This window comes from Mesorhizobium sp. LCM 4576, from assembly GCF_001854815.1.
Classification (GTDB): domain Bacteria; phylum Pseudomonadota; class Alphaproteobacteria; order Rhizobiales; family Rhizobiaceae; genus Mesorhizobium; species Mesorhizobium plurifarium.
This window is the reverse complement of the sequence record NZ_MDDT01000016.1, coordinates 191,308-216,753: the sequence shown is the minus strand read 5'-3', so window position 1 is coordinate 216,753 and position 25,446 is coordinate 191,308. Positions and strand designations below refer to the sequence as shown.

At 64.9% G+C, this 25,446-nt stretch carries 20 protein-coding genes; 19 read left to right on the top strand and 1 reads right to left on the bottom strand.

Annotated features, from left to right (window positions below; translation table 11 throughout):
- Positions 1-3: 3 nt before the first annotated feature.
- The 19 genes from LCM4576_RS08755 to LCM4576_RS08665 all read left to right on the top strand — a co-directional run bounded on the left by LCM4576_RS08755 (position 4) and on the right by LCM4576_RS08665 (position 24,553).
- Positions 4-399 (top strand): hypothetical protein, encoded by a 396-nt coding sequence (locus LCM4576_RS08755; RefSeq protein ID WP_071031717.1) that lies wholly within the window; start codon positions 4-6, stop codon positions 397-399.
- Entirely contained in the window at positions 396-2,120 is a 1,725-nt protein-coding gene (locus tag LCM4576_RS08750; protein ID WP_071031716.1) for a penicillin-binding protein 2, read from the top strand. Before LCM4576_RS08755 ends, LCM4576_RS08750 begins: the two co-directional genes overlap by 4 nt.
- 54 nt (positions 2,121-2,174) lie before the next feature.
- Entirely contained in the window at positions 2,175-3,629 is a 1,455-nt protein-coding gene (locus LCM4576_RS08745) for a UDP-N-acetylmuramoyl-L-alanyl-D-glutamate--2,6-diaminopimelate ligase (protein ID WP_071031715.1), read from the top strand.
- Positions 3,626-5,059, top strand: a complete 1,434-nt coding sequence (locus LCM4576_RS08740) for a UDP-N-acetylmuramoylalanyl-D-glutamyl-2,6-diaminopimelate--D-alanyl-D-alanine ligase (protein WP_071031714.1) — start codon at positions 3,626-3,628, stop codon at positions 5,057-5,059. Before LCM4576_RS08745 ends, LCM4576_RS08740 begins: the two co-directional genes overlap by 4 nt.
- 27 nt (positions 5,060-5,086) lie before the next feature.
- Positions 5,087-6,169: a phospho-N-acetylmuramoyl-pentapeptide-transferase gene (gene mraY, locus LCM4576_RS08735; RefSeq protein ID WP_071031713.1), complete on the top strand. Its 1,083-nt coding sequence runs from the start codon at positions 5,087-5,089 to the stop codon at positions 6,167-6,169.
- Positions 6,170-6,179: 10 nt separating this feature from the next.
- A complete protein-coding gene (murD, locus tag LCM4576_RS08730) occupies positions 6,180-7,583 on the top strand; it encodes a UDP-N-acetylmuramoyl-L-alanine--D-glutamate ligase (RefSeq protein WP_071031712.1) in 1,404 nt (467 codons plus the stop codon).
- The gene (gene ftsW, locus LCM4576_RS08725; protein WP_071031711.1) at positions 7,583-8,734 is read left to right on the top strand and encodes a putative lipid II flippase FtsW; all 1,152 of its coding nucleotides are present in this window, start codon (positions 7,583-7,585) and stop codon (positions 8,732-8,734) included. Before murD ends, ftsW begins: the two co-directional genes overlap by 1 nt.
- A gap of 6 nt (positions 8,735-8,740) precedes the next feature.
- On the top strand, positions 8,741-9,865 hold the full coding sequence (murG, locus tag LCM4576_RS08720; RefSeq protein ID WP_071031710.1) for an undecaprenyldiphospho-muramoylpentapeptide beta-N-acetylglucosaminyltransferase: 1,125 nt from the start codon (positions 8,741-8,743) through the stop codon (positions 9,863-9,865).
- Positions 9,862-11,268 (top strand): UDP-N-acetylmuramate--L-alanine ligase, encoded by a 1,407-nt coding sequence (gene murC / locus LCM4576_RS08715; protein WP_071031709.1) that lies wholly within the window; start codon positions 9,862-9,864, stop codon positions 11,266-11,268. The genes murG and murC overlap by 4 nt, the downstream gene beginning before the upstream one ends.
- Positions 11,265-12,230 (top strand): UDP-N-acetylmuramate dehydrogenase, encoded by a 966-nt coding sequence (murB, locus tag LCM4576_RS08710; RefSeq protein ID WP_071031708.1) that lies wholly within the window; start codon positions 11,265-11,267, stop codon positions 12,228-12,230. Before murC ends, murB begins: the two co-directional genes overlap by 4 nt.
- A gap of 312 nt (positions 12,231-12,542) precedes the next feature.
- Positions 12,543-13,469: a D-alanine--D-alanine ligase gene (locus LCM4576_RS08705; protein WP_071031707.1), complete on the top strand. Its 927-nt coding sequence runs from the start codon at positions 12,543-12,545 to the stop codon at positions 13,467-13,469.
- Positions 13,457-14,401: a cell division protein FtsQ/DivIB gene (locus tag LCM4576_RS08700; RefSeq protein ID WP_071031706.1), complete on the top strand. Its 945-nt coding sequence runs from the start codon at positions 13,457-13,459 to the stop codon at positions 14,399-14,401. The genes LCM4576_RS08705 and LCM4576_RS08700 overlap by 13 nt, the downstream gene beginning before the upstream one ends.
- Positions 14,398-15,705, top strand: coding sequence for a cell division protein FtsA (gene ftsA, locus LCM4576_RS08695; protein WP_071031705.1), 1,308 nt, complete (start codon positions 14,398-14,400; stop codon positions 15,703-15,705). The genes LCM4576_RS08700 and ftsA overlap by 4 nt, the downstream gene beginning before the upstream one ends.
- A 68-nt stretch (positions 15,706-15,773) precedes the next feature.
- Positions 15,774-17,438 (top strand): cell division protein FtsZ, encoded by a 1,665-nt coding sequence (gene ftsZ, locus LCM4576_RS08690; RefSeq protein WP_071031704.1) that lies wholly within the window; start codon positions 15,774-15,776, stop codon positions 17,436-17,438.
- Between the two features lie 379 nt (positions 17,439-17,817).
- Entirely contained in the window at positions 17,818-18,765 is a 948-nt protein-coding gene (gene lpxC / locus LCM4576_RS08685; protein WP_071031703.1) for a UDP-3-O-acyl-N-acetylglucosamine deacetylase, read from the top strand.
- A gap of 202 nt (positions 18,766-18,967) precedes the next feature.
- Positions 18,968-19,837 carry an outer membrane protein assembly factor BamD gene (locus tag LCM4576_RS08680; protein WP_071031702.1) on the top strand — a complete coding sequence of 290 codons (870 nt, stop codon included), beginning with the start codon at positions 18,968-18,970 and terminating at the stop codon, positions 19,835-19,837.
- 8 nt (positions 19,838-19,845) lie between these two features.
- Positions 19,846-21,519 (top strand): DNA repair protein RecN, encoded by a 1,674-nt coding sequence (gene recN / locus LCM4576_RS08675; RefSeq protein WP_071031748.1) that lies wholly within the window; start codon positions 19,846-19,848, stop codon positions 21,517-21,519.
- 134 nt (positions 21,520-21,653) lie between these two features.
- Positions 21,654-23,861, top strand: a complete 2,208-nt coding sequence (gene ligA, locus LCM4576_RS08670; RefSeq protein ID WP_071031701.1) for an NAD-dependent DNA ligase LigA — start codon at positions 21,654-21,656, stop codon at positions 23,859-23,861.
- Positions 23,861-24,553, top strand: a complete 693-nt coding sequence (locus LCM4576_RS08665) for a DUF2461 domain-containing protein (protein ID WP_071031700.1) — start codon at positions 23,861-23,863, stop codon at positions 24,551-24,553. The genes ligA and LCM4576_RS08665 overlap by 1 nt, the downstream gene beginning before the upstream one ends.
- 132 nt (positions 24,554-24,685) lie before the next feature.
- Here LCM4576_RS08665 and LCM4576_RS08660 read toward each other — a convergent pair whose 3' ends face one another.
- A complete protein-coding gene (locus LCM4576_RS08660; RefSeq protein ID WP_071031699.1) occupies positions 24,686-25,444 on the bottom strand; it encodes an SDR family NAD(P)-dependent oxidoreductase in 759 nt (252 codons plus the stop codon).
- Positions 25,445-25,446: the final 2 nt, after the last annotated feature.

Genomic DNA, 25,446 nt, shown 5'->3' with positions numbered 1-25,446 from the left:
CACGTGTTTCGTACCAGCGACATAGTCCTGATCGCCGTCATGGTCTCGGCCGCGGCCCTGACCTACAAGACGAAGCGGGAAGCCGAAGAGCAATTGGCGGCGGTGCAAAAGATCCAGGCGCAGATCCATTACGAGGAAGAAACGATCGATCTCCTCAAGGCGGACTGGAGCTTGCTCACCCAGCCGTCGCGGCTGCAGAAGCTTGCCGACGTCTATAAGAGCCAGCTCGGACTCGAGCCGGTCAATGCGCACCAGATCGGCAGCCTCGACGACATTCCCGTGAAACCCGTGACCATCGAGGACCTCTCCTCGCAGCGGCTTGGCGGCATGGCCGACAATTCGGGCAAGGAGCCAACGGACGGCAAGGATCCAGTGGTCACCGGGAGCACCGTTCAATGATCAGCCGGCTTCCAAGGATCGGTGACCTRCTGAAGCGCCGAAAGAAGCAGGCTGAGGACGGCTCGATCGTCGTCGATGCGGCCCGCAAGGCGACGGGCGGCAAGGCAAGGACGCGCATCGTCATGACCATGGCGGTGTTCTTCACCATCTATTCGACCATTGCCGGCAGGCTCGTCTATCTCGGGCTGCAGAATCCGGATCTTTCGGGCGGACCGGAGAGCCGGGTCACGGCGTCGCGTCCGGATATCGTCGACCGCAACGGCGAAGTGCTGGCGACCGACATCAAGACGGCGTCGCTGTTCGCCGAGCCGCGCCGCATCGTCGACGCCGACGAAGCGATCGAGAAATTGTCGACCGTGTTGCCCGAGATCGACTACGAGCAGACCTACCGCAAGCTCAAGAGCGGCGCCGRCTTCGTCTGGCTGCAGCGCCAGCTGACTCCGAAGCAGCAGTCCGACATCCTGGCGCTGGGCATCCCGGGCCTCGGCTTCCGCACCGAGAAGCGGCGCTTCTATCCGAGCGGTGAGACCTCGTCCTATATCGTCGGTCTGACCAACATCGACAACCAGGGCATCTCCGGCATGGAGAAGTATATCGACGAGCAGGGGCTGAGCGACCTGCAGGCGTCGGGCCTTGCGGTGGCCAGGGATCTCAAGCCGGTCAGGCTTTCGATCGATCTGCGCGTCCAGCATGTGGTGCGCGACGAGATCGCCGCCGGCCTGGAGCGTTATCGCGCCATGGGCGCGGGCGCCGTCGTGCTGAACATCAAGACGGGCGAAGTGATGGCGATGGCCTCGGTGCCGGACTTCGATCCGAACAACCCTTACAATGCGCAGGAAAAGGACCGGCTGAACCGCATGTCCGCGGGTCTCTACGAGATGGGCTCGACCTTCAAGAGCTTCACCTCGGCCATGGCGCTCGATTCCGGCAAGGCGACGATGAACAGCCGCTTCGACGCGTCGCATCCGATCCGGGTCGGCCACCAGGCCATCCACGATTTCCACGGCAAGAACCGCGTGCTGTCGCTGCCGGAAGTGTTCCTCTATTCATCCAACATCGGCTCGGCCAGGGAGGCCGAGCTGGTCGGCATCGAGGGGCACCGCGAATTCCTGCACCGCCTTGGCATTCTGGACAGGATGCAGACCGAGCTGCCCGAGGTCGCCCGTCCGACCGAACCCAAGGTCTGGAAACAGGTCAACTCGTTCACCATCGCCTTCGGCCATGGCGTGTCGACGACGCCGCTGCAGGCCGCCGTCGGCTGCGCGGCGCTGATGCAGGGCTATCTGATCGAGCCGACCTTCTTGGTCCGCAGCGAGGAGGAGGCGATGGCGGTGGCCAAGAGAGTGGTCAGCGACAAGACGGTCGAAGGCATGCGCTACCTCTATACGCTCAACGCCGAGAAGGGATCGGCCAGAAACGCCAGGGCTCCCGGCTACCGGGTCGGCGGAAAGACCGGAACGGCCGAGAAGGTCATCAACGGCCGTTACTCCAAGGAGTTGAATTTCAACACCTTCGTCGCCGCCTTCCCGATGGACGATCCGCAATTTCTGGTGTTCACGATCGCCGACGCTCCGCATCCGGAAAAGCCCGGGATGACGGACGTCGCCGCCAACAATGCGGGGGTTATGGCCGGCAACATCATCAGGCGTTCTGCGGCCATGCTTGGCGTGAAGCCAGATTTCAGCCATGAAAATGGTGCAACGCTGGTTTCCTATCAGTGATTCTTCGGGCGCGCCGGCAACTGCGCGCTATTTTGTTGCGGTGAACGGGACTCAATGCATCTAAAAGACCTAGCCGGTATCCTGCCTGTCGAGGGAACAGCTTCCCACGATCTGGAGGTGACCGGGATTTCCTCCGATTCCCGCCAGGTTAAACCCGGCGTGGTCTTCTTCGCGCTCGCCGGCAGCAAGGCCGATGGCTCGATCTATGCGACTGATGCCGCCAGCCGTGGGGCGGCTGCAATCGTCGCCGGCAAGGGAACGGCCGTTTCCGGCCTGTYGATCCCGGTTCTTTCCGTCGACGATCCACGCCGGGCGCTGGCGCTCAGCGCGGCACGCTTCTTCGGACGCCAGCCGGCGACCATGGTCGCCGTCACCGGCACCGCCGGCAAGACATCCGTCGCCGCCTTCACCCGCCAGATCTGGGAGCAGACGGGTTTTGCCGCCGCCTCGATCGGCACGACCGGCGTCGTGGCGCCCGGCCGCAACGAATATGGCTCGCTGACGACGCCCGATCCGGTGGCGCTGCACCGGTTGCTGAAGGAACTTGCCGATGCCGGCGTCACCCACGCCTCGATGGAGGCCTCCAGCCACGGTCTCGACCAGCGCCGCCTCGACGGCGTGAAGCTTTCGGCCGGCGCCTTCACCAATCTCGGCCGCGACCACATGGATTACCATCCGACGGTCGAGGATTATCACCGCGCCAAGCTGCGCCTGTTCGACACGCTGCTGCCGAGGGGCGCGCCCGCGGTCGTCTTTGCCGACGACCCGTGGTCGGAGCCGACGATCAAAGCCGCGAAGGCCGCGGGCCTGAACGTGCTGACCGTAGGCCGCCATGGCGATTTCCTGACACTGAAGCGCGTCGAGCATGAGCGCCATCGCCAGCGCGCCGAAATCGTGGCGGACGGCGTGCTCTACGAAGTCGACCTGCCTTTGGCCGGCGATTTCCAGATCGCCAACGCGCTGGTCTCGGCTGGCCTTGCCATCTCGACTGGAACGCCGGCAGACAAGGCCTTGGCGGCGCTGGAGAAATTGAAAGGCGCGCCGGGTCGGCTCGACCTCGTCGGCACCACCGGCGCCGGCGCTCCCGTCTATGTCGACTACGCCCACAAGCCCGATGCGCTGGAGAATGTGCTGACCTCGGTCCGGCCTTTCACCACGGGCCGCGTCGTCGTGGTGTTCGGCTGCGGCGGCGACCGCGACCGCGGCAAGCGCCYGATCATGGGCGAGATCGCGACGCGRCTCGCCGACATCGTCATCGTCACCGACGACAATCCGCGCAGCGAGGTGCCCGAAACCATCCGCGCGGCGATCCTTGCCGCCGCACCCGGCGCCATCGAGATCGGCGACCGCCGCAAGGCGATCCACGAAGCAGTGGCGATGCTGCGCGCCGGCGATACGCTCATCGTCGCCGGCAAGGGGCATGAGGAAGGCCAGACGATCGGCTCCGAAACCTTCCACTTCTCCGACCATGAGGAAGTGCGCGATGCGCTCAAGGAGCGCGCCGCATGAAACTGCTGTGGACGTCGGAAGCGCTGGTTGAAGCTATGGGCGGCAGGCCGATCGGTTCGCTRCCGGAGGGCATCACCGGCATTTCGATCGACAGCCGCAGCCTGGAACCCGGAGACGCTTTCTTCGCCATCAAAGGCGAGGCCATGGACGGCCATGATTTCGCGACAGCGGCGGTCAAGGCCGGAGCGGCCGTGCTGGTCGTCGCCGAGGGCAAGCTGCCCTCGCTCGGTCGGCTGACGGCGCCGATGATCGTCGTGCAGGATGTGCTGGCCGCGCTCGAGAAGCTCGGCATCGCTGCCCGCGCCCGCTCGAAGGCCAGGATCATCGCGGTCACCGGTTCGGCCGGCAAGACGACCACCAAGGAAGCGCTGCGCCATGTGCTGTCTGCCGTCGGCAAGGTGCACGCCTCGGCGCAGTCGTTCAACAACCATTGGGGCGTGCCGCTGACGCTCGCCCGCATGCCGCAGGACTGCGACTACGCGGTCTTCGAGATCGGCATGAACCATCCTGGCGAGATCAGGCCGCTGGTCAAGATGGTCAGGCCGCATGTCGCCATCGTCACGATCATTGCCGCTGCCCATCTCGGCTTCTTCAAGAATCTCGACGAGATCGCCATGGCCAAGGCCGAGATTTTTGAGGGGATCGAGCCCGGCGGTTCAGCACTGCTCAACCGCGACGATCCGCGCTGGAAGCTGCTTGGGAAAATGGCGAGAGAGGCGGGCGTCGAGCATGTCTTCGGTTTCGGCGAAAATCCCCGTTCGGCCTTCCGCCTTGTCGGCTGCGAGCTCTATGCCGACCATTCCGACATCGCTGTCAAGATCGGCAAGAAGGACCTGACGGCCCGCGTCGGGGCGCCGGGCCGCCATATCGTGCAGAATGTGCTGGCCGTGCTTGGCGCCGCGCACCTGGTCGGCGCTGACCTCGACAAGGTCGCGGCCGCGCTGGCCGATCTTTCGGCCGAACGCGGCCGCGGCCGGCGCCACGTCCTGCATCATCCCAATGGGCCGATCACGCTGATCGACGAGAGCTACAACGCCAATCCGGCCTCGATGGCGGCGGCCATGGCGCTGCTCAACGYCACGCCCGTCTCCGGCGAGGGGCGGCGCATCGCGGTGCTTGGCGACATGCTGGAGCTCGGCAGCCATTCAGCCAAGCTCCACGCGGCGCTTGYCGAGCTGATCGTCGGCACGGGCACGCGCAACGTCTTTCTCGGCGGGCCGGAAATGCAGGCGCTGGCCAAGGTTCTGCCGGCCGATATCCAGGCGGAGTATCGGGCAGGCGCCGATGAGCTGAAGCCGATCGTGATCTCTGCGCTCAGGCCCGGCGACGTGGTGATGGTCAAATCGTCGAAAGGCATCGGGTTTTCAAAGCTGGTCGAGGCATTGCTCGGCAAATTTCCGGCGGAAGCCACAAACATTAAGCCGACTTGAGGTCGGGTTCCGGGGGACGGAAAGACCATGTTCACACTGCTCGTCGATTTCGCGGACAAGATCTCGTTCTTCAACGTCTTCCGCTACATCACTTTTCGCACCGGCGGCGCGCTGATCACCTCGGCGCTGATCGTCTTCATCTTCGGGCCGACGATCATCAATTCGCTGCGCCTGCGGCAAGGCAAGGGCCAGCCGATCCGGGCCGACGGCCCGCAGACGCATTTCAAGAAAGCAGGAACGCCGACCATGGGCGGGCTGATGATCCTGTCCGGCATCATCGGGTCGTCGGTGCTATGGGCGAACCTGTCCTCGATCTATGTCTGGGTGGTGCTTTTGGTCACCGTCGGCTTCGGCTCGATCGGCTTTTACGACGACTATCTCAAGGTCACCAAGCAATCGCATCTGGGATTTTCCGGCAAGGCGAGGCTGGCGATCGAGTTCGTCATCGCGGCAATCGCCGCGTGGGTGATCATGCACAATGGCCAGGCCCCGTTCTCATCGTCGCTGACCTTTCCCTTCGCCAAGGAATTCCTGATCAATCTCGGCTGGTTCTTCGTGCCGTTCTCCTGCTTCGTCATCGTCGGCGCGGGCAATGCGGTGAACCTGACCGACGGCCTCGACGGCCTGGCGATCGTGCCGATCATGATCGCGGCGGCGTCCTTCGGCGTCATCGCCTATCTCTCGGGCAACGCGGTGTTCGCCGAATATCTGCAGATCCATTTCGTGCCCGGCACCGGTGAGCTCGCCGTCGTGCTTGGCGCCRTGATCGGCGCGGGCCTGGGCTTCCTCTGGTTCAACGCGCCGCCGGCCGCGATCTTCATGGGCGACACCGGCTCGCTGGCCATGGGCGGGCTGATCGGGACCATCGCGGTCGCCACCAAGCACGAGATCGTGCTGGTCATCGTCGGCGGCCTGTTCGTGGTCGAGATCCTGTCGGTCATCATCCAGGTCGGCTACTTCAAGATGACCGGCAAGCGCGTCTTCCTGATGGCGCCGATCCATCATCATTTCGAAAAGCTCGGCTGGACCGAAAGCCAGGTGGTGATCCGCTTCTGGATCATCGCCGTCATCCTGGCGCTGGTCGGCCTCTCCACCCTCAAGCTCAGATAGGACTTGCCGCTTGATCCCCRCCGCTTCCTTTTCCGGCAAACGCGTTTCGCTCTTCGGGCTTGGCGGCTCGGGGATCGCCACCGCGCATGCGCTGATCGCGGGGGGCGCCGAGGTGCTGGCCTGGGACGACAATCCAGACAGCGTCGCCAAGGCGGCGGCCGCGGGCATTGCGACCGGCGACCTGCGTGCAGCCGACTGGCCGCGTTTCGCCGCCTTCGTGCTGTCGCCAGGCGTGCCGCTGACGCATCCGAAGCCGCATTGGACGGTGGAGCTCGCACGCGGCGCCGGTGTCGAGGTGATCGGCGATATCGAGCTGTTCTGCCGCGAGCGCAACAGCCGCGCGCCGGCAGCACCCTTCATTGCGATCACCGGCACCAACGGCAAGTCGACGACGACGGCGCTGACGGCGCATATATTGAAGTCGGCGGGCCGCGACACGCAGATGGGCGGCAATATCGGCCGTGCCATCATGACGCTCGACCCGCCCGAGCCTCAACGGCACTACGTGGTCGAGTGTTCGTCCTACCAGATCGACCTTGCGCCTTCGATCAACCCGACCGCCGGCATCCTGCTCAATCTCACGCCCGACCATCTCGACCGGCACGGCACGATGGCGCATTACGCCTCGATCAAGGAGCGGCTGGTCGCCGGCAGCGACACCGCCATCATCGGCGTCGACGATTCCTGGTGCGCCCAGATCGCCGACCGTCTGGAGCGGGTCGGCCGGCCGGTCGTTCGTATTTCCAAGCGCCTGCCTTTGACCGACGGCTATTTCGCCGACGGCACCAACCTGATGGAAGCGGTGCATGGCCACTACAGCCGCGTCGCCTTCCTCGAAGGCATCGGCTCGCTGCGCGGCCAGCACAACGCGCAGAATGCGCTGGCCGCTGTCGTCGCCTGCCTGAAAGTCGGGCTCGAGCTCGGCGAGATCCAGGCCGGGCTGGAAAGCTTCCCCGGACTGGCGCACCGCATGGAGCAGGTCGGCCGCAAGGACCATGTGCTGTTCGTCAACGATTCCAAGGCGACCAACGCTGATGCGGCCGCACCCGCGCTGTCGAGCTTCGCCAACCGTATCTACTGGATAGCCGGCGGCCTGCCGAAGGAAGGCGGCATCGAGCCGCTGCGCGGCTTCTTCCCGYGMATCGCCAAGGCCTATCTGATCGGCGAGGCGGCGCCCGCCTTCGCGGCGACGCTCGGCGAAGCGGTGCCCTATGAGATATCGGGAACGCTTGCGGMGGCGGTCGAGCATGCCGCCCATGACGCGGCAAACGACGCCGGCGGAGAGGCCGTGGTGCTGCTGTCGCCGGCCTGCGCCAGTTTCGACCAGTTCAAGAATTTCGAAGTTCGCGGCGAAGCCTTCAGGCAAGCTGCGACTGCTATTGATGGTATCAAATCCATCGGAGGGCCACGTTGATGCAAAGCCGTCTCGACAAAAGTCCTGTCGCCACCTGGTGGTGGACGATCGATCGCTGGTTCCTGGCGGCATTCCTGTCGCTGATGGGGCTGGGCATCATTTTGTCCTTCGCGGCGAGCCCCGCGGTGGCCGAGMGTATCGGCCTCGACAGCTTTCACTTCGCCACCAGACAGGTCATCTTCACCATCCCGGCGCTCATCGTCATGCTTGCGGTCTCCTTCCTGGAAGCGCGGCAGATAAGGCGTATGTCGCTGGTGATGCTCTGCATCATGCTGGTGCTGATGGTGGCGGTGCTCTACATCGGCGTCGAGGTGAAAGGCGCGCGGCGCTGGGTGTCGCTCGCCGGCCTTTCCATCCAGCCGTCCGAATTCCTGAAACCCGCCTTCGTCATCATCTGCGCGTGGCTGTTTGYYGAGCACAAGCGCCAGCCCGACATTYCCGGCAATCTGTTCGCCATGCTGTTGCTTGCGCTGGTCATCTCGCTTCTGGTGGCGCAGCCCGACCTCGGCCAGACCATGCTCGTGACGGGCACCTGGGGCGTCATGTTCTTCATGGYCGGCCTGCCGTGGCTGTGGATCGTGGCTCTCGGCATCGTCGGGGCAAGCGGCCTGTTCGCCGCCTATTCGGTGTTCCCGCACGTTGCCTTGCGCATCGACAAGTTTCTGACCGGCGAAGGCGATACGTTCCAAGTCGACATGGGCCGCGAGGCACTGATCAACGGCAGTTGGTTCGGTGTCGGGCCAGGTGAAGGAACCGTCAAGCGCATTGTTCCGGACGCTCATACCGATTTCGTCTTCTCGGTCGCGGGCGAGGAGTTCGGGCTGATCATGTGCTTCTTCATCATGTCGAWCTTCGCCTTCATCGTGCTGCGCGGCTTGAGCATCGCGCTCAAGGAACATGATGATTTCACCCGCTATGCAGTCGGGGGCCTCGTCACCGTCTTCGGCCTGCAATCGGCCATCAACATGTGCGTGAACCTGCAGCTGATGCCGGCCAAGGGCATGACGCTGCCCTTCATCTCCTATGGCGGCTCTTCGCAGATCGCCATCGCCGTCTCGATGGGCATGGTGCTCGCACTGACGCGCAAGCGGCCGGAAAAGCGCAAGCAGATGGGCTTCGTCCTCGCGCAGCGCGCAATGCCGGCGGAATGAGGCCGGATGTCAAAGGGTGTCATCCTGCTTGCGGCCGGTGGAACGGGCGGACATCTGTTTCCGGCCGAGGCGCTCGCGCATGAGTTGATCGACCGCGGCTGGAAGGTGCATCTTGCCACCGACCATCGCGCCGAGCGCTATTCCCGCCATTTCCCGGCAGCCGACATTCACACGATCCCTTCGGCCACGCTGGGTTCCAAGAACCCAGTCGCCATGCTCTCGGCCTTCTGGAAAATCTGGCAGGGCGTACGGGAGGCCAGCCGGGTGATCGCCAGGATCAAGCCGGAGGCGGTCGTCGGCTTCGGCGGTTACCCGACGCTGCCGCCGCTCTATGCGGCGACAAGACGAAGAGTGCCGACGCTGATCCATGAGCAGAACGCCGTCATGGGGCGCGCCAACAAGGCGCTCGCCGGCCGCGTCGACGCGATAGCCGGCGGCTTCCTGCCGGAAGGAGCGAGCGCCGCCGGCGCAAAGACCGTGACCACCGGCAATCCGGTCAGACCGCAGATCCTCGAAGCAGCGAAGACGCCCTATGTCGCTTCGAACGAGGGCGAGCCGTTCCGATTCCTGGTGTTCGGCGGCAGCCAGGGCGCGCAGTTCTTTTCCGATGCGGTTCCGGCTGCGATCGCGCTTTTGGCGGAAGATCTGCGCAAGCGGCTGGTCATCACTCAACAGGCGCGCGCCGAGGATGTCGCGCGGGTGAAGTCGGCCTACGCCGATCTCGACGTCGACGCCCAGGTTTCGCCCTTCTTCACCGACATGGCGGCGCGCATCGGGGCGGCGCAGCTGGTGATGTCGCGCTCCGGCGCCTCGACGGTTTCGGAAATCGCCGTCATCGGCCGGCCGGCGCTGCTGGTGCCTTACCCGCACGCGCTCGACCACGACCAGGCGGCTAATGCCGCGGCGCTCGCCGCCGCCGGCGGGGCCGAGCTCCATCCGCAGTCGACGCTTTCGGCGGAGCGGATCGCCGAACTGGTCGGCGGGCTGATCAAGGATCCGAACCGGCTGGCGACCATGGCCGCCGCCGCCCGCTCGGCCGGGAAACCGAACGCGGCGCGGTTGCTCGCCGATCTGACAGAGGCTATTGCGTCCGGCAAAACGGTTTCGGACTACAGGAGGACGCGCGCATGAAGATGCCGCAGACGATCGGCCTTGTGCATTTCATCGGCATCGGCGGCATCGGCATGAGCGGCATCGCCGAAGTGCTGCACAATCTCGGCTACAAGGTGCAGGGGTCCGACCAGGCCGACGGCGCCAATGTGCAGCGGCTGCGCGACAAGGGCATCGAATGCTTCGTCGGCCACAKGGCCGAGAATCTCGGCGACGCCGAAGTCGTGGTCGTTTCGACCGCGATCAAGAAGTCCAACCCGGAACTGAAGGCCGCGCGGGAGAAGTTGCTCCCCATTGTCCGCCGAGCCGAGATGCTGGCCGAGCTGATGCGTTTCCGCCAGGCCATCGCCATCGGCGRCACGCATGGCAAGACGACGACCACGTCCATGGTGGCGACGCTGCTCGAAGCCGGCGGACTTGACCCGACCGTCATCAATGGCGGCATCATCAACGCCTACGGCACCAATGCGCGCATGGGCGACGGCGAGTGGATGGTGGTCGAGGCCGACGAGAGCGACGGYACGTTCCTGAAACTGCCGGCCGATATCGCCGTCGTCACCAACATCGATCCCGAGCATCTCGACCACTATGGCAGCTTCGACAAGGTGCGCGAGGCCTTCCGCCAGTTCGTCGAGAACGTGCCGTTCTACGGCTTCGGCGTGATGTGCACCGACCATCCGGAAGTGCAGGCGCTGGTCGGCCGCATCGAGGACCGGCGCGTCATCACCTATGGCGAGAACGCGCAGGCCGACGTGCGCTTCACCAACCACCGCATGGAAGGCGCGACCTCGGCGTTCGATGTGGTGATCCGCGACCGCAAAGGGCGTGGAACCTCGACGATCAAGGATTTGCGCCTGCCGATGCCAGGCCGACATAATGTCTCCAACGCGACCGCGGCAATCGCGGTCGCGCATGAGCTTGGCCTCTCGGCCGAGGCGATCAAGAAGGGCCTGTCGTCCTTCGCCGGTGTCAAACGGCGCTTCACCCATACCGGCTCGTGGAACGGCGTCGAGGTGTTCGACGATTACGGCCACCATCCGGTCGAGATCGCGGCGGTGCTCAAGGCCGCGCGCAGCGCGACCAAGGGGCGTGTCATCGCCATCGCGCAGCCGCATCGCTTCACCMGGCTGCGCGACCTCTTCGAGGAATTCTCGGTCTGCTTCAACGATGCCGACACGGTCATGGTGGCGCCGGTCTACGCGGCCGGCGAAGAGCCTATAGAAGGCGTGACTTCCGACGCGCTGGTGTCGCGCATCCGCTCTGGCGGCCACCGCGACGCACGCTATATCGATGGCGCGGCGGCGATCGCGCCCGTCATTCGCGAGCTTGCCAAGCCCGGCGACTTCGTCGTCTTCCTTGGCGCCGGCAACATCACGCAGTGGGCCTATGCGCTGCCCAAGGAACTTGGTGGGACGCCTTCATGATGCGCGGCCAGGACCTCATCGATAAACTCGGCGACAAGCTTTCCGRCCTGCGCGGCCGCGTCACGCCGAACGCCGAAATGGACAAGATCACCTGGTTCCGGGCCGGCGGCTTGGCGGAGGCGCTGTTCCAGCCGGCCGACGAGGAAGACCTGGCGGCTTTCCTGCGCGCCGTGCCGGAAGAGATACCGGTCATGGTGGTCGGTGTCGGCTCGAATTTGCTGGTGCGCGACGGCGGCATTCCGGGCTTCGTCGTCAGGCTCTCGGCCAAGGGTTTCGGYGAGGCCGAGGCGACCGGGACGACCACGATCAAGGYCGGAGCGGCAACGCCGGACAAACGTGTCGCCGCGGTGGCTTACGAAGCCGGCATCGGCGGCTTCCATTTCTACCACGGCATCCCCGGAGCGGTCGGCGGCGCGCTCAGGATGAATGCCGGCGCCAACGGCGTCGAGACCCGCGAGCGGGTCGTCGAGGTGAGGGCGCTGGACCGCAAGGGCAATCTCCATACGCTGAGCAACGCCGATATGGGCTATGCCTATCGCCACTCATCCGCGCCTTCCGGACTGATCTTCACCTCAGCCATTTTCGAAGGGTTTTCCGAAGACAAGGCGGCCATCAAGGCGGCGATGGATGCCGTGCAGAACCATCGCGAGACGGTGCAGCCGATCCGCGAGAAGACCGGCGGCTCGACCTTCAAGAATCCGGAAGGCACCTCGGCCTGGAAGGAGATCGACAAGGCCGGCTRCCGCGGGCTGTTGATCGGCGGCGCGCAGATGTCGCCGATGCATTGCAACTTCATGATCAACACCGRCACGGCCACGGGCTACGACCTCGAATATCTCGGCGAGACGGTGCGGGCGCGGGTGCTCGAGAATTCGGGCATCCGGCTGCACTGGGAGATCAAGCGCCTCGGCAATTTTAGACCCGGCCATGAGGTGCAGGAGTTCCTCGGGCAACTTCTTTAGCGCAGGCTGAAGTTCATGTGATGCTTGAACTTCCAGCGGTCTGAACCGGCAGCAAACCGTTGCCTTAAAGACTCACAATTCACTTTTTGCTGCCGTTTTCGCGGAAAGTGAATCTCTCGGAATCATAGGTACTTGCCAGCGAATCAACTCTCTGATTCTCTGCCCTAAAGCGTTTCCTGATTTGAGTCGTTCGACGCGTTCAGCCGCGTTTTCCGTCTGGGGGGGCAACCTGCCGGAAGACTCGGACTCAATGCTCGGAAATGCGGTGCGGGAATATCGGTTGCAGGCCCGGCGTGAGAGGGGATGACGGGAATGAAGAAGAAGCATGTGGCTGTCCTCCTGGGTGGATTCTCCTCGGAGCGGCCCGTGTCTCTGTCCTCGGGGAAGGCGTGTGCGGATGCGCTGGAGAATGAAGGCTATCAGGTTACCCGTGTCGATGTTTCGCGCGACGTCGGTTCTGTGCTTGCCGAGCTCAAGCCCGACGTCGCCTTCAATGCGCTGCATGGTCCGTTCGGCGAGGACGGCACCATCCAGGGAATTCTCGAATATCTCACAATTCCCTACACCCACTCGGGTGTGCTCGCTTCGGCGTTGGCCATGAACAAGGAGCAGGCCAAGAAGGTTGCCAAGGCGTCCGGCGTTCCGGTCGCGGAATCCAAGGTGGTCAATCGCTTCGCCGTCCAGAACAAGCACCCGATGAAGCCGCCTYATGTGGTCAAGCCGGTCAATGAGGGGTCGAGCTTTGGTGTCGTCATCGTRCATGAAGGGCAGTCGCATCCACCGCAGGTGATCGGCTCGACCGAATGGCAATATGGCGAGATCGTCATGGTCGAGCGCTACATCCATGGGCGCGAATTGACCTGCGCGGTGATGGGCGATGTGGCACTTGGCGTGTGCGAGATCATTCCGACCGGGCATTCCTTCTACGATTACGATTCAAAATACGTTCCCGGCGGATCAAAACACGAAATCCCTGCTAAAATTTCACCGAATATTTACCAAAAAATACAGACACTGGCCCTCAAGGCTCATCTTGCCATTGGTTGCCGGGGCGTTTCCCGATCGGACTTCCGTTACGACGATCGCCACTCCGAAAACGGCGAGGTTGTCTGGCTCGAGGTCAATACTCAGCCGGGCATGACGCCGACGTCTCTGGTGCCTGAAATCGCCGCGCAAGCGGGACACTCGTTCGGCGATTTGTTGAGTTGGATGGTGGAGGACGCTTCGTGTCTGCGTTGAGGTGGGGGCAGGGTAATGGCGGTGGCGCGGCTCGGCCCGCGCTGTTCGGCATGTCGCTGTCATTCGACCRTTTCGTGTTGCCACGCCAGCTCCGCCGGCCGATGCGCGTGCTGGCGCGCCTGTGCGACGGCGAGTATGAGGCGCCGCGCTTCTCCGCGGCGATCCTTTCCGCTGCGCTGATCGCATCCAGCAGCGCCTATGGCGCCTTTCTCGGCGGCTACGCCGACAGCATCGTGCAGGGCATCACGGCCCGCACCGGTTTTGCCGTCGATCAGATCAAGGTCGTCGGCAACCGCCAGACATCCGAGATCGATGTGCTGGACCGGCTCGGCCTCGATGGCTGGACCTCGCTGATCGGCTTCGATGCCGAGGCGGCGCGTGAGCGCATCGCGACGCTGCCCTGGGTCGAGGGCGCGGCGGTGCGCAAGATCTATCCGCATACGCTGGAAGTGCGCATCGAGGAGCGCGAGCCCTTCGCGCTCTGGCAGCAGGGTGCCTCGGTTTCCGTCATCGAGCGGTCCGGCGAGATGATCGCGCCATTCTCGGGTGGCAAGCAGGCGCTGCTGCCGCTGATCATCGGCGCCGGCGCTCCGGCGATGGCGCCGGCCTTTCTCGCCAAGATCGAACGCTATCCGGAGCTTGCAGCCCGGGTCAAAGGTTACATCCGGGTCGGCGAGCGCCGCTGGGACCTGAGGCTTGAGAACGGCATCACGATCAAGCTGCCGGAAGACGGCGAGGACCAGGCGATCGCCGAGTTGGTCAAGATCGATCATGACAACGGGCTTTTGACGCGCGACATCGCCGCCGTCGACATGCGGCTTCCCGACCGGCTGGTCGTGGAGCTCTCGCCGGAGGCGGCGACGCAGCGCGAAGCCGCGCTCAGCGACAAGCCGAAGAACCTGGCCAAGCGCAAGGCGGGGACGAAGATATGAGCTGGCTTGGCGGCAGTAGTGACGCTTCTTCGCGCCGGTCGGGCACGCTGACCGTGCTCGATGTCGGTTCCAGCAAGGTTTGCTGCGTGGTGRCGAAGCTCAAGCCGAACGAGGACGGCAAGCTCCTGCGTGGACGTTCGCACCGGATCCAGGTGATCGGCATCGGCCACCAGAAGTCGCAAGGCGTGAAGTCCGGCGTGGTGATCGATCTCGATCGCGCCGAGCATGCCATCCGGCTTGCCGTCGACGCGGCCGAGCGCATGGCCGGGCTCACGGTCGATTCCCTCATCGTCAACATGACGGCGGGCCGGCTGAAGAGCGAAGCCTTCTCGGCGACCGTCAATCTCGGCGGCCATCAGGTCGAGGAAGTCGACATCAAGCGCGTGCTCGCCGCCGGCGCCAAGCAGGCGCTGAGGGCCGAGCGCGAGGTGATCCATTCGCTGCCCGTCGGCTTCTCGCTCGATGGCGAGCGCGGCATACGCGACCCGCGCGGCATGGTGGGCGATGCGCTTGGCGTCGACATGCATGTGCTGACAGGCGATGCCGCGCCGATGCGCAACCTGGAGCTCTGCATCAACCGCTCGCATCTGTCGGTCGAGCGCATGGTGGCGACGCCCTATGCCAGCGGGCTTGCCTCGCTGGTCGATGACGAACTCGAAATGGGCGCCGCCTGTATCGACATGGGCGGCGGCACGACGACCATCTCGGTCTTCGCGGAAGGCAAGTTCGTCCACGGCGACGCGATCGCCATCGGCGGCAACCATGTGACGCTCGATATGGCCAAGGGACTGTCGACCTCGCTCGATGCCGCGGAGCGGCTGAAGGTGATGCATGGCTCGGCGCTGCCCGGCAGCGCCGACGACCGCGACCTCGTCTCGATCCAGCCGATCGGCGAGGAGGGCGACGTGCCGCTGCAGATCCCGCGCTCGGTGATGACGCGCATCATCCGCGCCCGCACCGACGAGACGCTGGAGCTTCTGCGCGACCGGCTGAACAAGTCCGGCTACGGCAATGCCGTCGGCAAGCGGGTCGTGCTCACAGGCGGCGCCAGCCAGCTTGCCGGCCTGCCGGAAGCGGCGCGCCGCATTCTCGGTCGCAATGTGCGCATCGGCCGCCCGCTGGGCGTCGCAGGCCTGCCGGAAGCGGCCAAGGGACCGGCGTTCTCGACCCCGGTCGGGCTGATGATCTATCCGCAGATGGCGAGCTTCGAGAGCCATTCGGCGAAAGGACTTTCCGGTTTCAGGATGACCGGAACGGGCGGAAAACTGCATCGCATGAGTCAGTGGTTGAGAGACAGTTTTTAATTTGACGGGGACAGCCCCATAGGCGGCCGCAGCGGCGAGGCGGCGGGAAAGGCAAAGGACGGAGACAAATGACCATCAATCTGCAGAAGCCGGACATCACCGAGCTCAAGCCCCGCATCACCGTGTTCGGTGTCGGCGGCGGCGGCGGCAATGCCGTGAACAACATGATCACAGCCGGCCTGCGCGGCGTCGAGTTCGTGGTGGCCAACACCGACGCGCAGGCGCTGACCATGTCGAAGGCCGAGCGGTTGATCCAGCTCGGCGCGCACGTCACCGAAGGCCTCGGCGCCGGCTCGCAGCCGGAAGTCGGTCGCGCGGCGGCGGAAGAGTGCATCGACGAGATCATCGATCACCTCTCCAACACCCATATGTGCTTCGTCACCGCCGGCATGGGCGGCGGCACCGGCACGGGCGCGGCTCCGGTCGTTGCCCGCGCCGCGCGCGAGAAGGGCATCCTCACGGTAGGYGTCGTCACCAAGCCGTTCCATTTCGAGGGCCAGCGCCGCATGAAGACGGCCGACATGGGCATCGAGGAATTGCAGAAATGCGTCGACACCCTGATCGTCATCCCCAACCAGAACCTGTTCCGGCTGGCCAATGACAAGACCACCTTCGCCGATGCCTTCGCCATGGCCGACCAGGTGCTCTACTCGGGTGTTGCCTGCATCACCGACCTGATGGTCAAGGAAGGCCTGATCAATCTYGACTTCGCCGACGTCCGTTCGGTGATGCGCGAAATGGGCAAGGCGATGATGGGCACGGGCGAGGCTTCGGGCGAGGGCCGCGCGATGGCCGCCGCGGAAGCCGCGATCGCCAACCCGCTGCTCGACGAGACCTCGATGAAGGGCGCCAAGGGGCTGCTGATCTCGATCACCGGCGGCCGCGACCTGACCCTGTTCGAGGTGGACGAGGCAGCCACCCGCATCCGCGAGGAGGTCGACCAGGACGCCAACATCATCCTGGGCGCCACTTTCGACGAGGAGCTGGAAGGCGTGATCCGCGTGTCGGTCGTCGCCACCGGTATCGACAAGTCGGCCGCCGAAATCGCGGCTGCGCCGATCTCGATCCGCGCGCCGCAGAAGCCGGCCGCTCGGCCGGCGGCGGCTCCTGCCGCCGAGATTCGTCCCGCTCCGGTTCAGCCGCAGGCCTACGAGCCGCGCGCGGTCGATCCGGTCGCCGAGGCGATCCAGCTCGCCGAGGCGAACGCCGCCGCCATGGCCCAGCAGCCGCGTCCMGCGCCGGTCGACGACTTCCGGCCGCAGAGCAAGATCTTCCAGGCTCCGCCAGCCCAGCCGCAGCCGCAGCCGGTGGTGCCGCAGCAGGTCATGCAGCAGCCCGCGCCGCAGCGCGAGATGCCGCAGCCGGTGGCCRCGGCCCCGCAGCGCATGCCCCGCGTGGAGGACTTTCCGCCGGTGGTAAGGGCCGAGGTCGAAGCCAAGACCCGGCCCGCGGACCATGAGAACAGCGGTCCGATGGGGCTGATCAAGCGCCTGACCAACGGCCTGACCCGCCGTGAGGAAGAGCCGGCACGGCTCCAGCCGGCGCAGCCGCGCGAGCCGAAGCTGCGCCAGGCGGCACCGGAAATGCGCCGCCTCGCCAGCCAGGATCCGCAGCTCTACGCGCCGCGCCGCGGCCAGCTCGACGATCAGGGCCGGCTGACGCCGCAGGCCCGCACGGTCCAGGAAGACGACCAGCTGGAGATCCCGGCCTTCCTGCGCCGCCAGGCCAACTGACCGATACGGCGGACCGCCGATCGTCGATACAGCGCGCCGCTGATCGTTAACGATATATAACGGTTGTTAACAGGCAGACGAGTTCTCGTCTGCCTGTTGCTTTTGTAAAACTGATAGAAAACAACGGCTTATCAGCTATTTTTGACACAATCCCGTGGTTACACGGGGTAAGAAACCGTGATTTGGAGTCTCCAAGGCGGGCCATTATCTTCGCCTCGGACTAAAGTCGGTTTGCCGGGATTCGGGGAGTAGCCCTGCCTGCCGATCACACAGAGCCRCATGCTCTTGCTTATTTTGCCGCATTCCGTGCGAGCGCCAGACCATCACCTGGCTGCAAGATACCCAAGGCCGATGGAGCGGACGCAGGCATTTTGGGCGTATGGGGTTACTCTTGCACGACTATCAGACGACAGTGAAATCGCGCGCGACGCTGGCTGGCATCGGCGTCCATAGCGGCAAGACCGTCACCGTTCACTTCCTGCCGGCCGACGCCGATACGGGCATCGTCTTCCATCTTTCGAATGGCGGCCAGACCCGCGAGCTCCGCGCCTTGGTCGCGGAAGTCGGCGCCACCGATCTTTGCACCATGCTTGGCGATCCGGCCGGCGAGCATATCGGCACGGTCGAGCATCTGATGGCGACGGTTTTCGGCCTCGGCATCGACAACCTCATCATCGAGATCGACGGTTCGGAAGTCCCCATTCTCGACGGCAGCGCCATGGCTTTCATCGAAGCCTTCGACCAGGCCGGCATCGAGACACTGGCGGTGAAGCGTCGCTATATCCGCGTCGTCAAGCCGGTGCGCGTGGAAGCGGGCGCGTCTTGGGCGGAATTCCGCCCCTATGACGGCACGCGATTCGAGATCGAGATCGATTTCGAAAGCCCGGYGATCGGCCGCCAGCAATTCGCCTCGGACATCAATCCCGATATCTTCCGCCGCGACATCGCGCGGGCGAGGACCTTCGGCTTCATGAAGGATGTCGAACGGCTTTGGGCCGCCGGCTACGCGCTCGGCTCGTCGCTCGAAAACTCGCTGGTCATCGGCGACGACAACCGCGTCATCAATGTCGGCGGGCTGCGCTATCCCAATGAATTCGCGCGCCACAAGACGCTCGACGCGATGGGCGACCTGGCGCTGGCCGGCGCGCGCTTCATCGGCTGCTTCCGTTCCTATCGCGGCGGCCACCGGATGAACGCGTCTGCCTTGCGCCGGTTGCTTTCCGACCACACGGCTTTCGAGATCGTCGAGACGAGACGCCGCGAGCGCGGCCGCTTCGCCGAGATGATCGCCGTCAGCCGGCCGGTCTACGCACCTTGGGTGATCTGATTTTTAACCGTTTTCTGGCTTTGTAGAGCGGACTTGTGTTGCATGATTGCATCACGAGTCGCTGAAATTGCACAACCACGGGCGTAGCGCCAGGCCGCCACAAAAATGTGCGATTGGCCGGACATAGCGTTGCCGGGCAAGGGGATAATGGTTTAAGGCTTCGGCCCGGACCGAAACGACGCCGAAGGGGCGGAATCCAAACATGTTTTTTTCGCGAGTTGGTCAATCGGTAGCGCCGCGTCGTGGTGTTTTGCTGGCGCTGTCGGTGGTTRCTCCCGCGCTCGTGCTGTCGGCCTGTATGTCCTCCGAGAAGGATGTCAACCTGGCGACCTATGTCGACCAGACCGAACCGGCCGACGTTCTCTACAACCAGGGTCTGGCCAACATGAATGCCGGCCGCCTCGATGAGGCCAGCAAGAAGTTCGACGCCGTCGACCGCCAGCATCCCTATTCGGAATTCGCGCGCAAATCGATGGTGATGGGCGCTTTCGCCGACTATCGCGCCGGCAATTACGATGAGGCGATCGGCACCGCGAAGCGCTACCTGACGCTTTATCCGTCGACCGACGACGCGGCTTACGCGCAATACATCATCGGCTTGTGCTACTACCGGCAGATCAAGGACGTCACCCAGGACCAGAAGGAGGCGCGCCAGACCATCCAGACCATGCAGGATCTGGTGACGCGCTGGCCGAACTCCGAATATGTCGCCGACGCCAAGGACAAGATCCGCTTCGCCAACGACCAGCTTGCCGGCAAGGAGATGCAGATCGGCCGCTATTATCTCGAGCGCCGCGAATACATCGCCGCCGTGAAGCGCTTCCGCACCGTGGTCGAAACCTATTCCAACACCCGCCATGTCGAGGAGGCGCTCGCACGCCTGACCGAGTCCTATTATGCGATGGGCTTGACCTCGGAAGCGCAGACAGCGGCGGCGGTGCTCGGCACCAACTATCCGGACAGCCCGTGGTACAAGGATTCCTACAAGCTCCTGCAGAGCAATGGGCTTGAGCCGCGCGAAAATGCCGGATCGTGGATATCCAAGGCCGGGAAGATGATCACCGGCGCCTGAAGCTTGCGATGCTGTCCAGACTGTCGATCCGCGATATCGTCCTGATCGAGAAGCTGGACATCGACTTCCTGCCTGGGCTTTCGGTGCTGACCGGCGAAACCGGCGCCGGCAAATCCATCCTGCTCGATGCCTTGTCGCTGGCGCTCGGCGCGCGCGGCGATGCATCGCTCGTGCGCCACGGCGCCGCGCAAGGCCAGGTCATTGCCGTGTTCGACGTGCCGCGCAACCATCCGGCGCGCGCGCTGCTCGTCCAAAACGACATCGAAGACGATGGCGATATCATCCTGCGCCGCGTGCAGACGGCCGACGGCCGCACCCGCGTCTTCGTCAATGACCAGCCCTCCAGCGTCACCCTGATGCGCGATGTCGGCCGCGCGCTGGTCGAGATCCACGGCCAGCATGACGAACGCGCTCTGGTCGATCCCGGCGCGCATCGCGAATTGCTGGACAGTTTCGGCGGCCATCTGGGCGCCGTGCGCGGCACGGGCGAAGCCTGGCGCTACTGGCGAAACTGCGAGCAGGAGCTTTCACGCCACCGCGCCAAGGTCGAGGCTGCGGCGCGCGAGGCCGATTATCTGCGCGCTTCCGTCGCCGAGCTTGCGAAGCTCGATCCGCAGCCGGGCGAGGAGACGGAGCTTGCGGAACTACGCGCGCAGATGATGCGCGTGGAAAAGATCGCCGCCGAGATCCATGATGCGCAGGATGTGCTGTCGGGACCGTCCTCGCCCTTGCCGCAGCTTGCCAGCCTGTTGCGGCGGCTGCAGCGCAAGTCGGGCGAAGCGCCGGGCCTGCTCGACGACGTGGTGAAATCGCTGGACGAGGCGATGATCTCGCTCGATGCGGCGCAGTCCGGCGTGGAAGCCGCGCTCYGCGCCACCGAATATGATCCGCAGCGCCTGGAGAAGGCGGAAGAGCGCCTGTTTGCTTTGCGCGCCGCTTCGCGCAAGCACAATGTCGCGGTCGACGACCTGGCGCAGCTGCGCGACACGATGGTGGCCGATCTTGCTGATCTCGATGCCGGCGAGGAGCGGCTGCATGCGCTGGAGAAGCAGGCGGCAGCCGGGCGCGAGGCCTATGATATTTCCGCAGCACAGCTCTCATCGCTGCGCCACGCGGCCGCTGCGGGCCTGACCAAGGCCGTCATGGCGGAGCTGCCGGCGCTGAAGCTCGAACGGGCCGAGTTCATCGTCGAGATGGGAAGCGATGCCGAAAGCCGCATGGAAGAAGGCATCGACCAGGTCGAATTCTGGGTGCGGACCAATCCGGGCACCAGGCCGGGGCCGATGATGAAGGTCGCCTCGGGCGGCGAGCTCTCGCGCTTCCTGCTGGCTTTGAAGGTGGCGCTCGCTGATCGCGGCTCGGCGCCGACCCTGGTCTTCGACGAGATCGACACCGGTGTCGGCGGCGCGGTGGCCGACGCCATCGGTCAGCGACTGGCGCGACTTTCGAAGCGCGTGCAGGTGCTTTCGGTCACGCATGCGCCGCAGGTTGCGGCACGCGCCGCGACGCATTTCCTGATCTCGAAATCCGGCGGCAAGGACCGTGTCGCCACCGGCATCGCCGAAATGGACCGCGCCGCACGCCAGGAAGAGATCGCGCGCATGCTGGCCGGCGCCGTCATCACCGATGAAGCGCGCGCGGCGGCGGAGCGGCTGCTGCGCGAGAATACGGCGGCAGCTTAAGATTTCTGGAGGCTGGCAGGTAGAGTCAGCAGATGGCTRCATCCCGCTGTTCAGCAATGATTTCTTCGCAATCCGACTCCCTCGCAGCGAATCCTGATTTATAGTGGCCCGCCATAATTCGAGGACCGCGTTTCATGTCGGAAAAACCAGTCGAATCGCTGAGCGAAGGCGAGGCCGCGGAGGAGCTGAAGCGGCTCGCGGCGGAGATCGCCGAGCACGACCGGCGCTACCACACCGAGGACGCGCCGACGATTTCGGACGCCGAATATGACGCGCTGGCGCGGCGCAATCTCGCGATCGAGGCTCGCTTCCCCGATCTCGTACGCGAGGATTCGCCGTCGCGCCGGGTCGGCGCGCCGCCGTCGGAAGGCTTTGCCAAGGTTCGCCACGCGGTGCCGATGCTGAGCCTTGCCAAGGCCTATACCGACCAGGATGTCGCCGATTTCATCGAGCGCGGCCGGCGCTTCTTCGACCGCGACAAGGACCTCGACATCGCCTTCACCGCCGAGCCGAAGATCGACGGGCTTTCCGCCTCGCTGCGCTACGAAAACGGCGTCTTCGTGCAGGGCGCAACGCGCGGCGACGGCGCGGTCGGCGAGGACATCACCGCCAATCTGAAGACCATTGCCGACATCCCGAAGAAGCTGCAGGGCTCGGGCTGGCCGGAGACGATCGAAATCCGTGGCGAGGTCTACATGACCTATGCCGAATTCGAGGCGCTGAAGCAGCGCTCGGCGGCGGTCGGCGGCCAGGATTACGTCAATCCGCGCAACACGGCGGCCGGCTCGCTGCGCCAGAAGGACCCCTCCGTCACCGCCAGCCGCAATCTCAAATTCTTCGCCTATGCCTGGGGCTACACCACCGCCGATCCGGCTCCGACCCAGTACGATTCCGTGCAGAAGTTCAGGGAATGGGGCTTCAAGGTCAGTCCGCTGATGGTGAGGGCGAAGTCGATCGACGAGCTCATCGCGCACTACCACCGGATCGAGGAGCAGCGTTCCTCGCTCGGCTACGACATAGACGGCGTCGTCTACAAGGTCGACCAGCTCGAGCTGCAGCRCCGCTGGGGTTTCGTCACCGGCGAGCCGCGCTGGGCCGTCGCCCACAAATTCCCGGCCGAGCAGGCGATGACGACGGTTGAGAGGATCGACATCCAGGTCGGCCGCACCGGCACGCTGGCGCCGGTGGCGCGGCTGGCGCCAGTGACCGTCGGCGGCGTGGTGGTCGAGAACGTCACGCTTCACAACGAGGACTATATCAAGGGCTTCGACAGCAGCGGCCAGCCGATCCGCGACGGCATCGACGTGCGCATCGGCGACACGGTGGTGATCCAGCGGGCAGGGGACGTCATCCCGCAGATCGTCAGCGTCGTCATCGACAAGCGGCCCGCCAATGCCGTGCCTTACGAATTCCCGCATACCTGTCCGGTCTGCGGCTCGCCGGCGACGCGCGAGATCAACGAGAAGACCGGCAAGGAGGATTCGCGTCGACGCTGCACCGGCGAGCTGATCTGCGCCGCGCAGGCCGTGGAAAGGCTGCGCCATTTCGTGTCGCGCGGCGCGCTCGATATCGAAGGCCTGGGCGCGGAAAACATCGACCTGTTCTTCAATTCGGGGCTGGTGAAGACCGCCGCCGATATCTTCACGCTGAAAGATCGCCGCCCGGCGGTCACCAGGGCGCTCGCCGAGCGGCGCGAGGAACAGGCGAAGCTGCGCGAGGAAGCCTCGGGCAAGACGCGCAAGAACGTGCGGAGCGTCGAGGAGCGCAACTATGAAGGCCTCGACAAGCTCTTCGCCGCCATCGACGCGCGGCGCGAGCCGGAGCTCGACCGCTTCATCTTCGCGCTCGGCATCCGCCATATCGGCGAGACGACGGCGGCCGTGCTTGCCCGCCAGTTCTCGACCATCGAGGAACTGATCCGCGTCGGCAAGGAAACGGCAAAGGCGGAAGATCCGCATACCGTCTTCCCATCGATCAACGGCATCGGCGACACGGTGATCAATGCGCTGCGCGACTTCTTCGGCAATGAGCGCAATGACGACGTGCTGGATGCCTTGCTCGCGCAAGTCCACCCGAAACCTTACGTTATGGAACTCTCGGCCGGCAGCGAAGTTTCCGGCAAGACGGTGGTGTTCACCGGCACGCTGGAGAAGATGACGCGCTCGGAAGCCAAGGCGATGGCGGAGCGGCTCGGCGCCAAGGTGGCGGGCTCGGTTTCTGCCAAGACAGACCTGGTGGTGGCGGGTCCCGGCGCCGGCTCGAAGCTGAAAGTTGCAAGCGATCTCGGCATCGAGGTGATCGACGAGGACACCTGGCTGCAACGCATCGGCAGGGGCGGCTGATGGCGGGCGGGTTCAAGGGGTTCGGGCAGAAGGCCATTCCGTTCCTGAAGGCGCTCGATTTCCACCAGAGCCGGGAATGGTTCCAGGAAAATCGCGACCTTTACGACAGCGAGCTGCATGGGCCGTTCTGCGATCTGGTCGAGACGCTCAGCGAACGCTTCGAGGCGGCCAAGCTCGGCCTGCGCGGCGACCGCAAGAGGTCGCTGTTCCGCATCAATCGCGACGTGCGCTTCTCGAAGGATAAGCGGCCCTACAACCGGCACCTCTCGGCGATCCTGTCGCCCGACGGTACTAAGATGGAGCAGGGCGTCTTCTATGTGCATATCGGGCTCGAGCGCTGCTTCGCGGGCGTTGCCTGGTGGCAGCCGGCGCCGGAATTGCTGCAGGCCATGCGCAAGGCGATCGTGACCAGGCCGGCCGCGTTCCGCGCCATGGTGAAGTCGCTCAGGAAAGCCGGCCTGGAGCTCGATGCGGAAGGCCGGCTGAAGCGGGCGCCGCGCGGTTTCGAGGATGTCGGTGACGAGGATCTCGCTCAGGCGATACGGAGCCGGCATTTCGTGGTCCGGCACGATATCGATCCGGCGACCATCCACTCGCCGGTGCTGGTCGACGATCTCGTCGGTTTCACGCTTGACGCCAAGCCGCTGCTCGACTGGGGCAGGGCGATCCAGGGGACAGCCGTGGCGGCCTAAAGCGCGTCGCGATCTTTCAGATTCGCTCCATGCGCTTTAGATTTTTGATTTTACGCATGTCTTTATCCCGAAACCGGCTTCCACCTTCGGGAGACATGCGTCTACGCCGCCGTTCCGGCGGTCGCCAGGAGCTCACATCCGCATCAACAGGCCGCCGTCGACGGGGAGCTCGATGCCGGTGATGTAGCTCGCGGCATCGGAGAGCAGGAAGAGCGCCGCATTGGCCATGTCCTGCGGCGTGCCGATGCGGCCGAGCGGCGCGTAGCTCGCCACGGCGGCGCGTTTCTCCTCGGTGTCCCAGCGCGCCTGCAGCGGCGTCAGCGCCATGYCGGGGCAGATCGCGTTCGAGCGGACGCGCTCGGCGGCGAGCTGCATGGCGAGCGACTTGGACAGCGCGCAGACGCCCGCCTTCGACGCCTGATAGGCGTCCTGCGGGTTGGGGTCGCCGCGATACCACTGGATGGTCGAGAAATGCACCATGGCGCCGCCGCGCCCGCCGGCGCGCATATGGGGGACGACCGCGCGCGCCGTGTGCACAAAGGATTTCAGGTTGATGTTGAAGACGTCGTCCCAGACGCCGAGATCCATGWCGAGCGCCGACTTGTCGCGGCCGARCCACAGCACGCCGGCGACATTGGCGAGATAGTCGATGCCGCCGCGCTCGCGGCCGGCGGTGCCGATGACCTGTTCGACGAAGGCTGCGTCGGTGAGGTCGCCCTGGGCGAAGGTCRGGCGGTCGTCGTATCCGGCAAGCGAGGCCGGACGCGCCTTCACGTCGATGGCGGTGACGGAGGCGCCGGCATCGAGCAGCGCAAGCGCGATGGCCTCGCCCATGCCGCCGCCAGCGCCGGCCACCACCGCATGCCTGCCGGTGAAATCAAAGACAACCATCC

What these genes read in the sequence shown, in the direction of transcription:
- murG (WP_071031710.1), top strand. Translation starts at nt 8,741, where the DNA reads ATGTCAAAGGGTGTCATCCTGCTTGCGGCCGGTGGAACGGGCGGACAT.
- LCM4576_RS08665 (WP_071031700.1), top strand. Translation starts at nt 23,861, where the DNA reads ATGGCGGGCGGGTTCAAGGGGTTCGGGCAGAAGGCCATTCCGTTCCTG.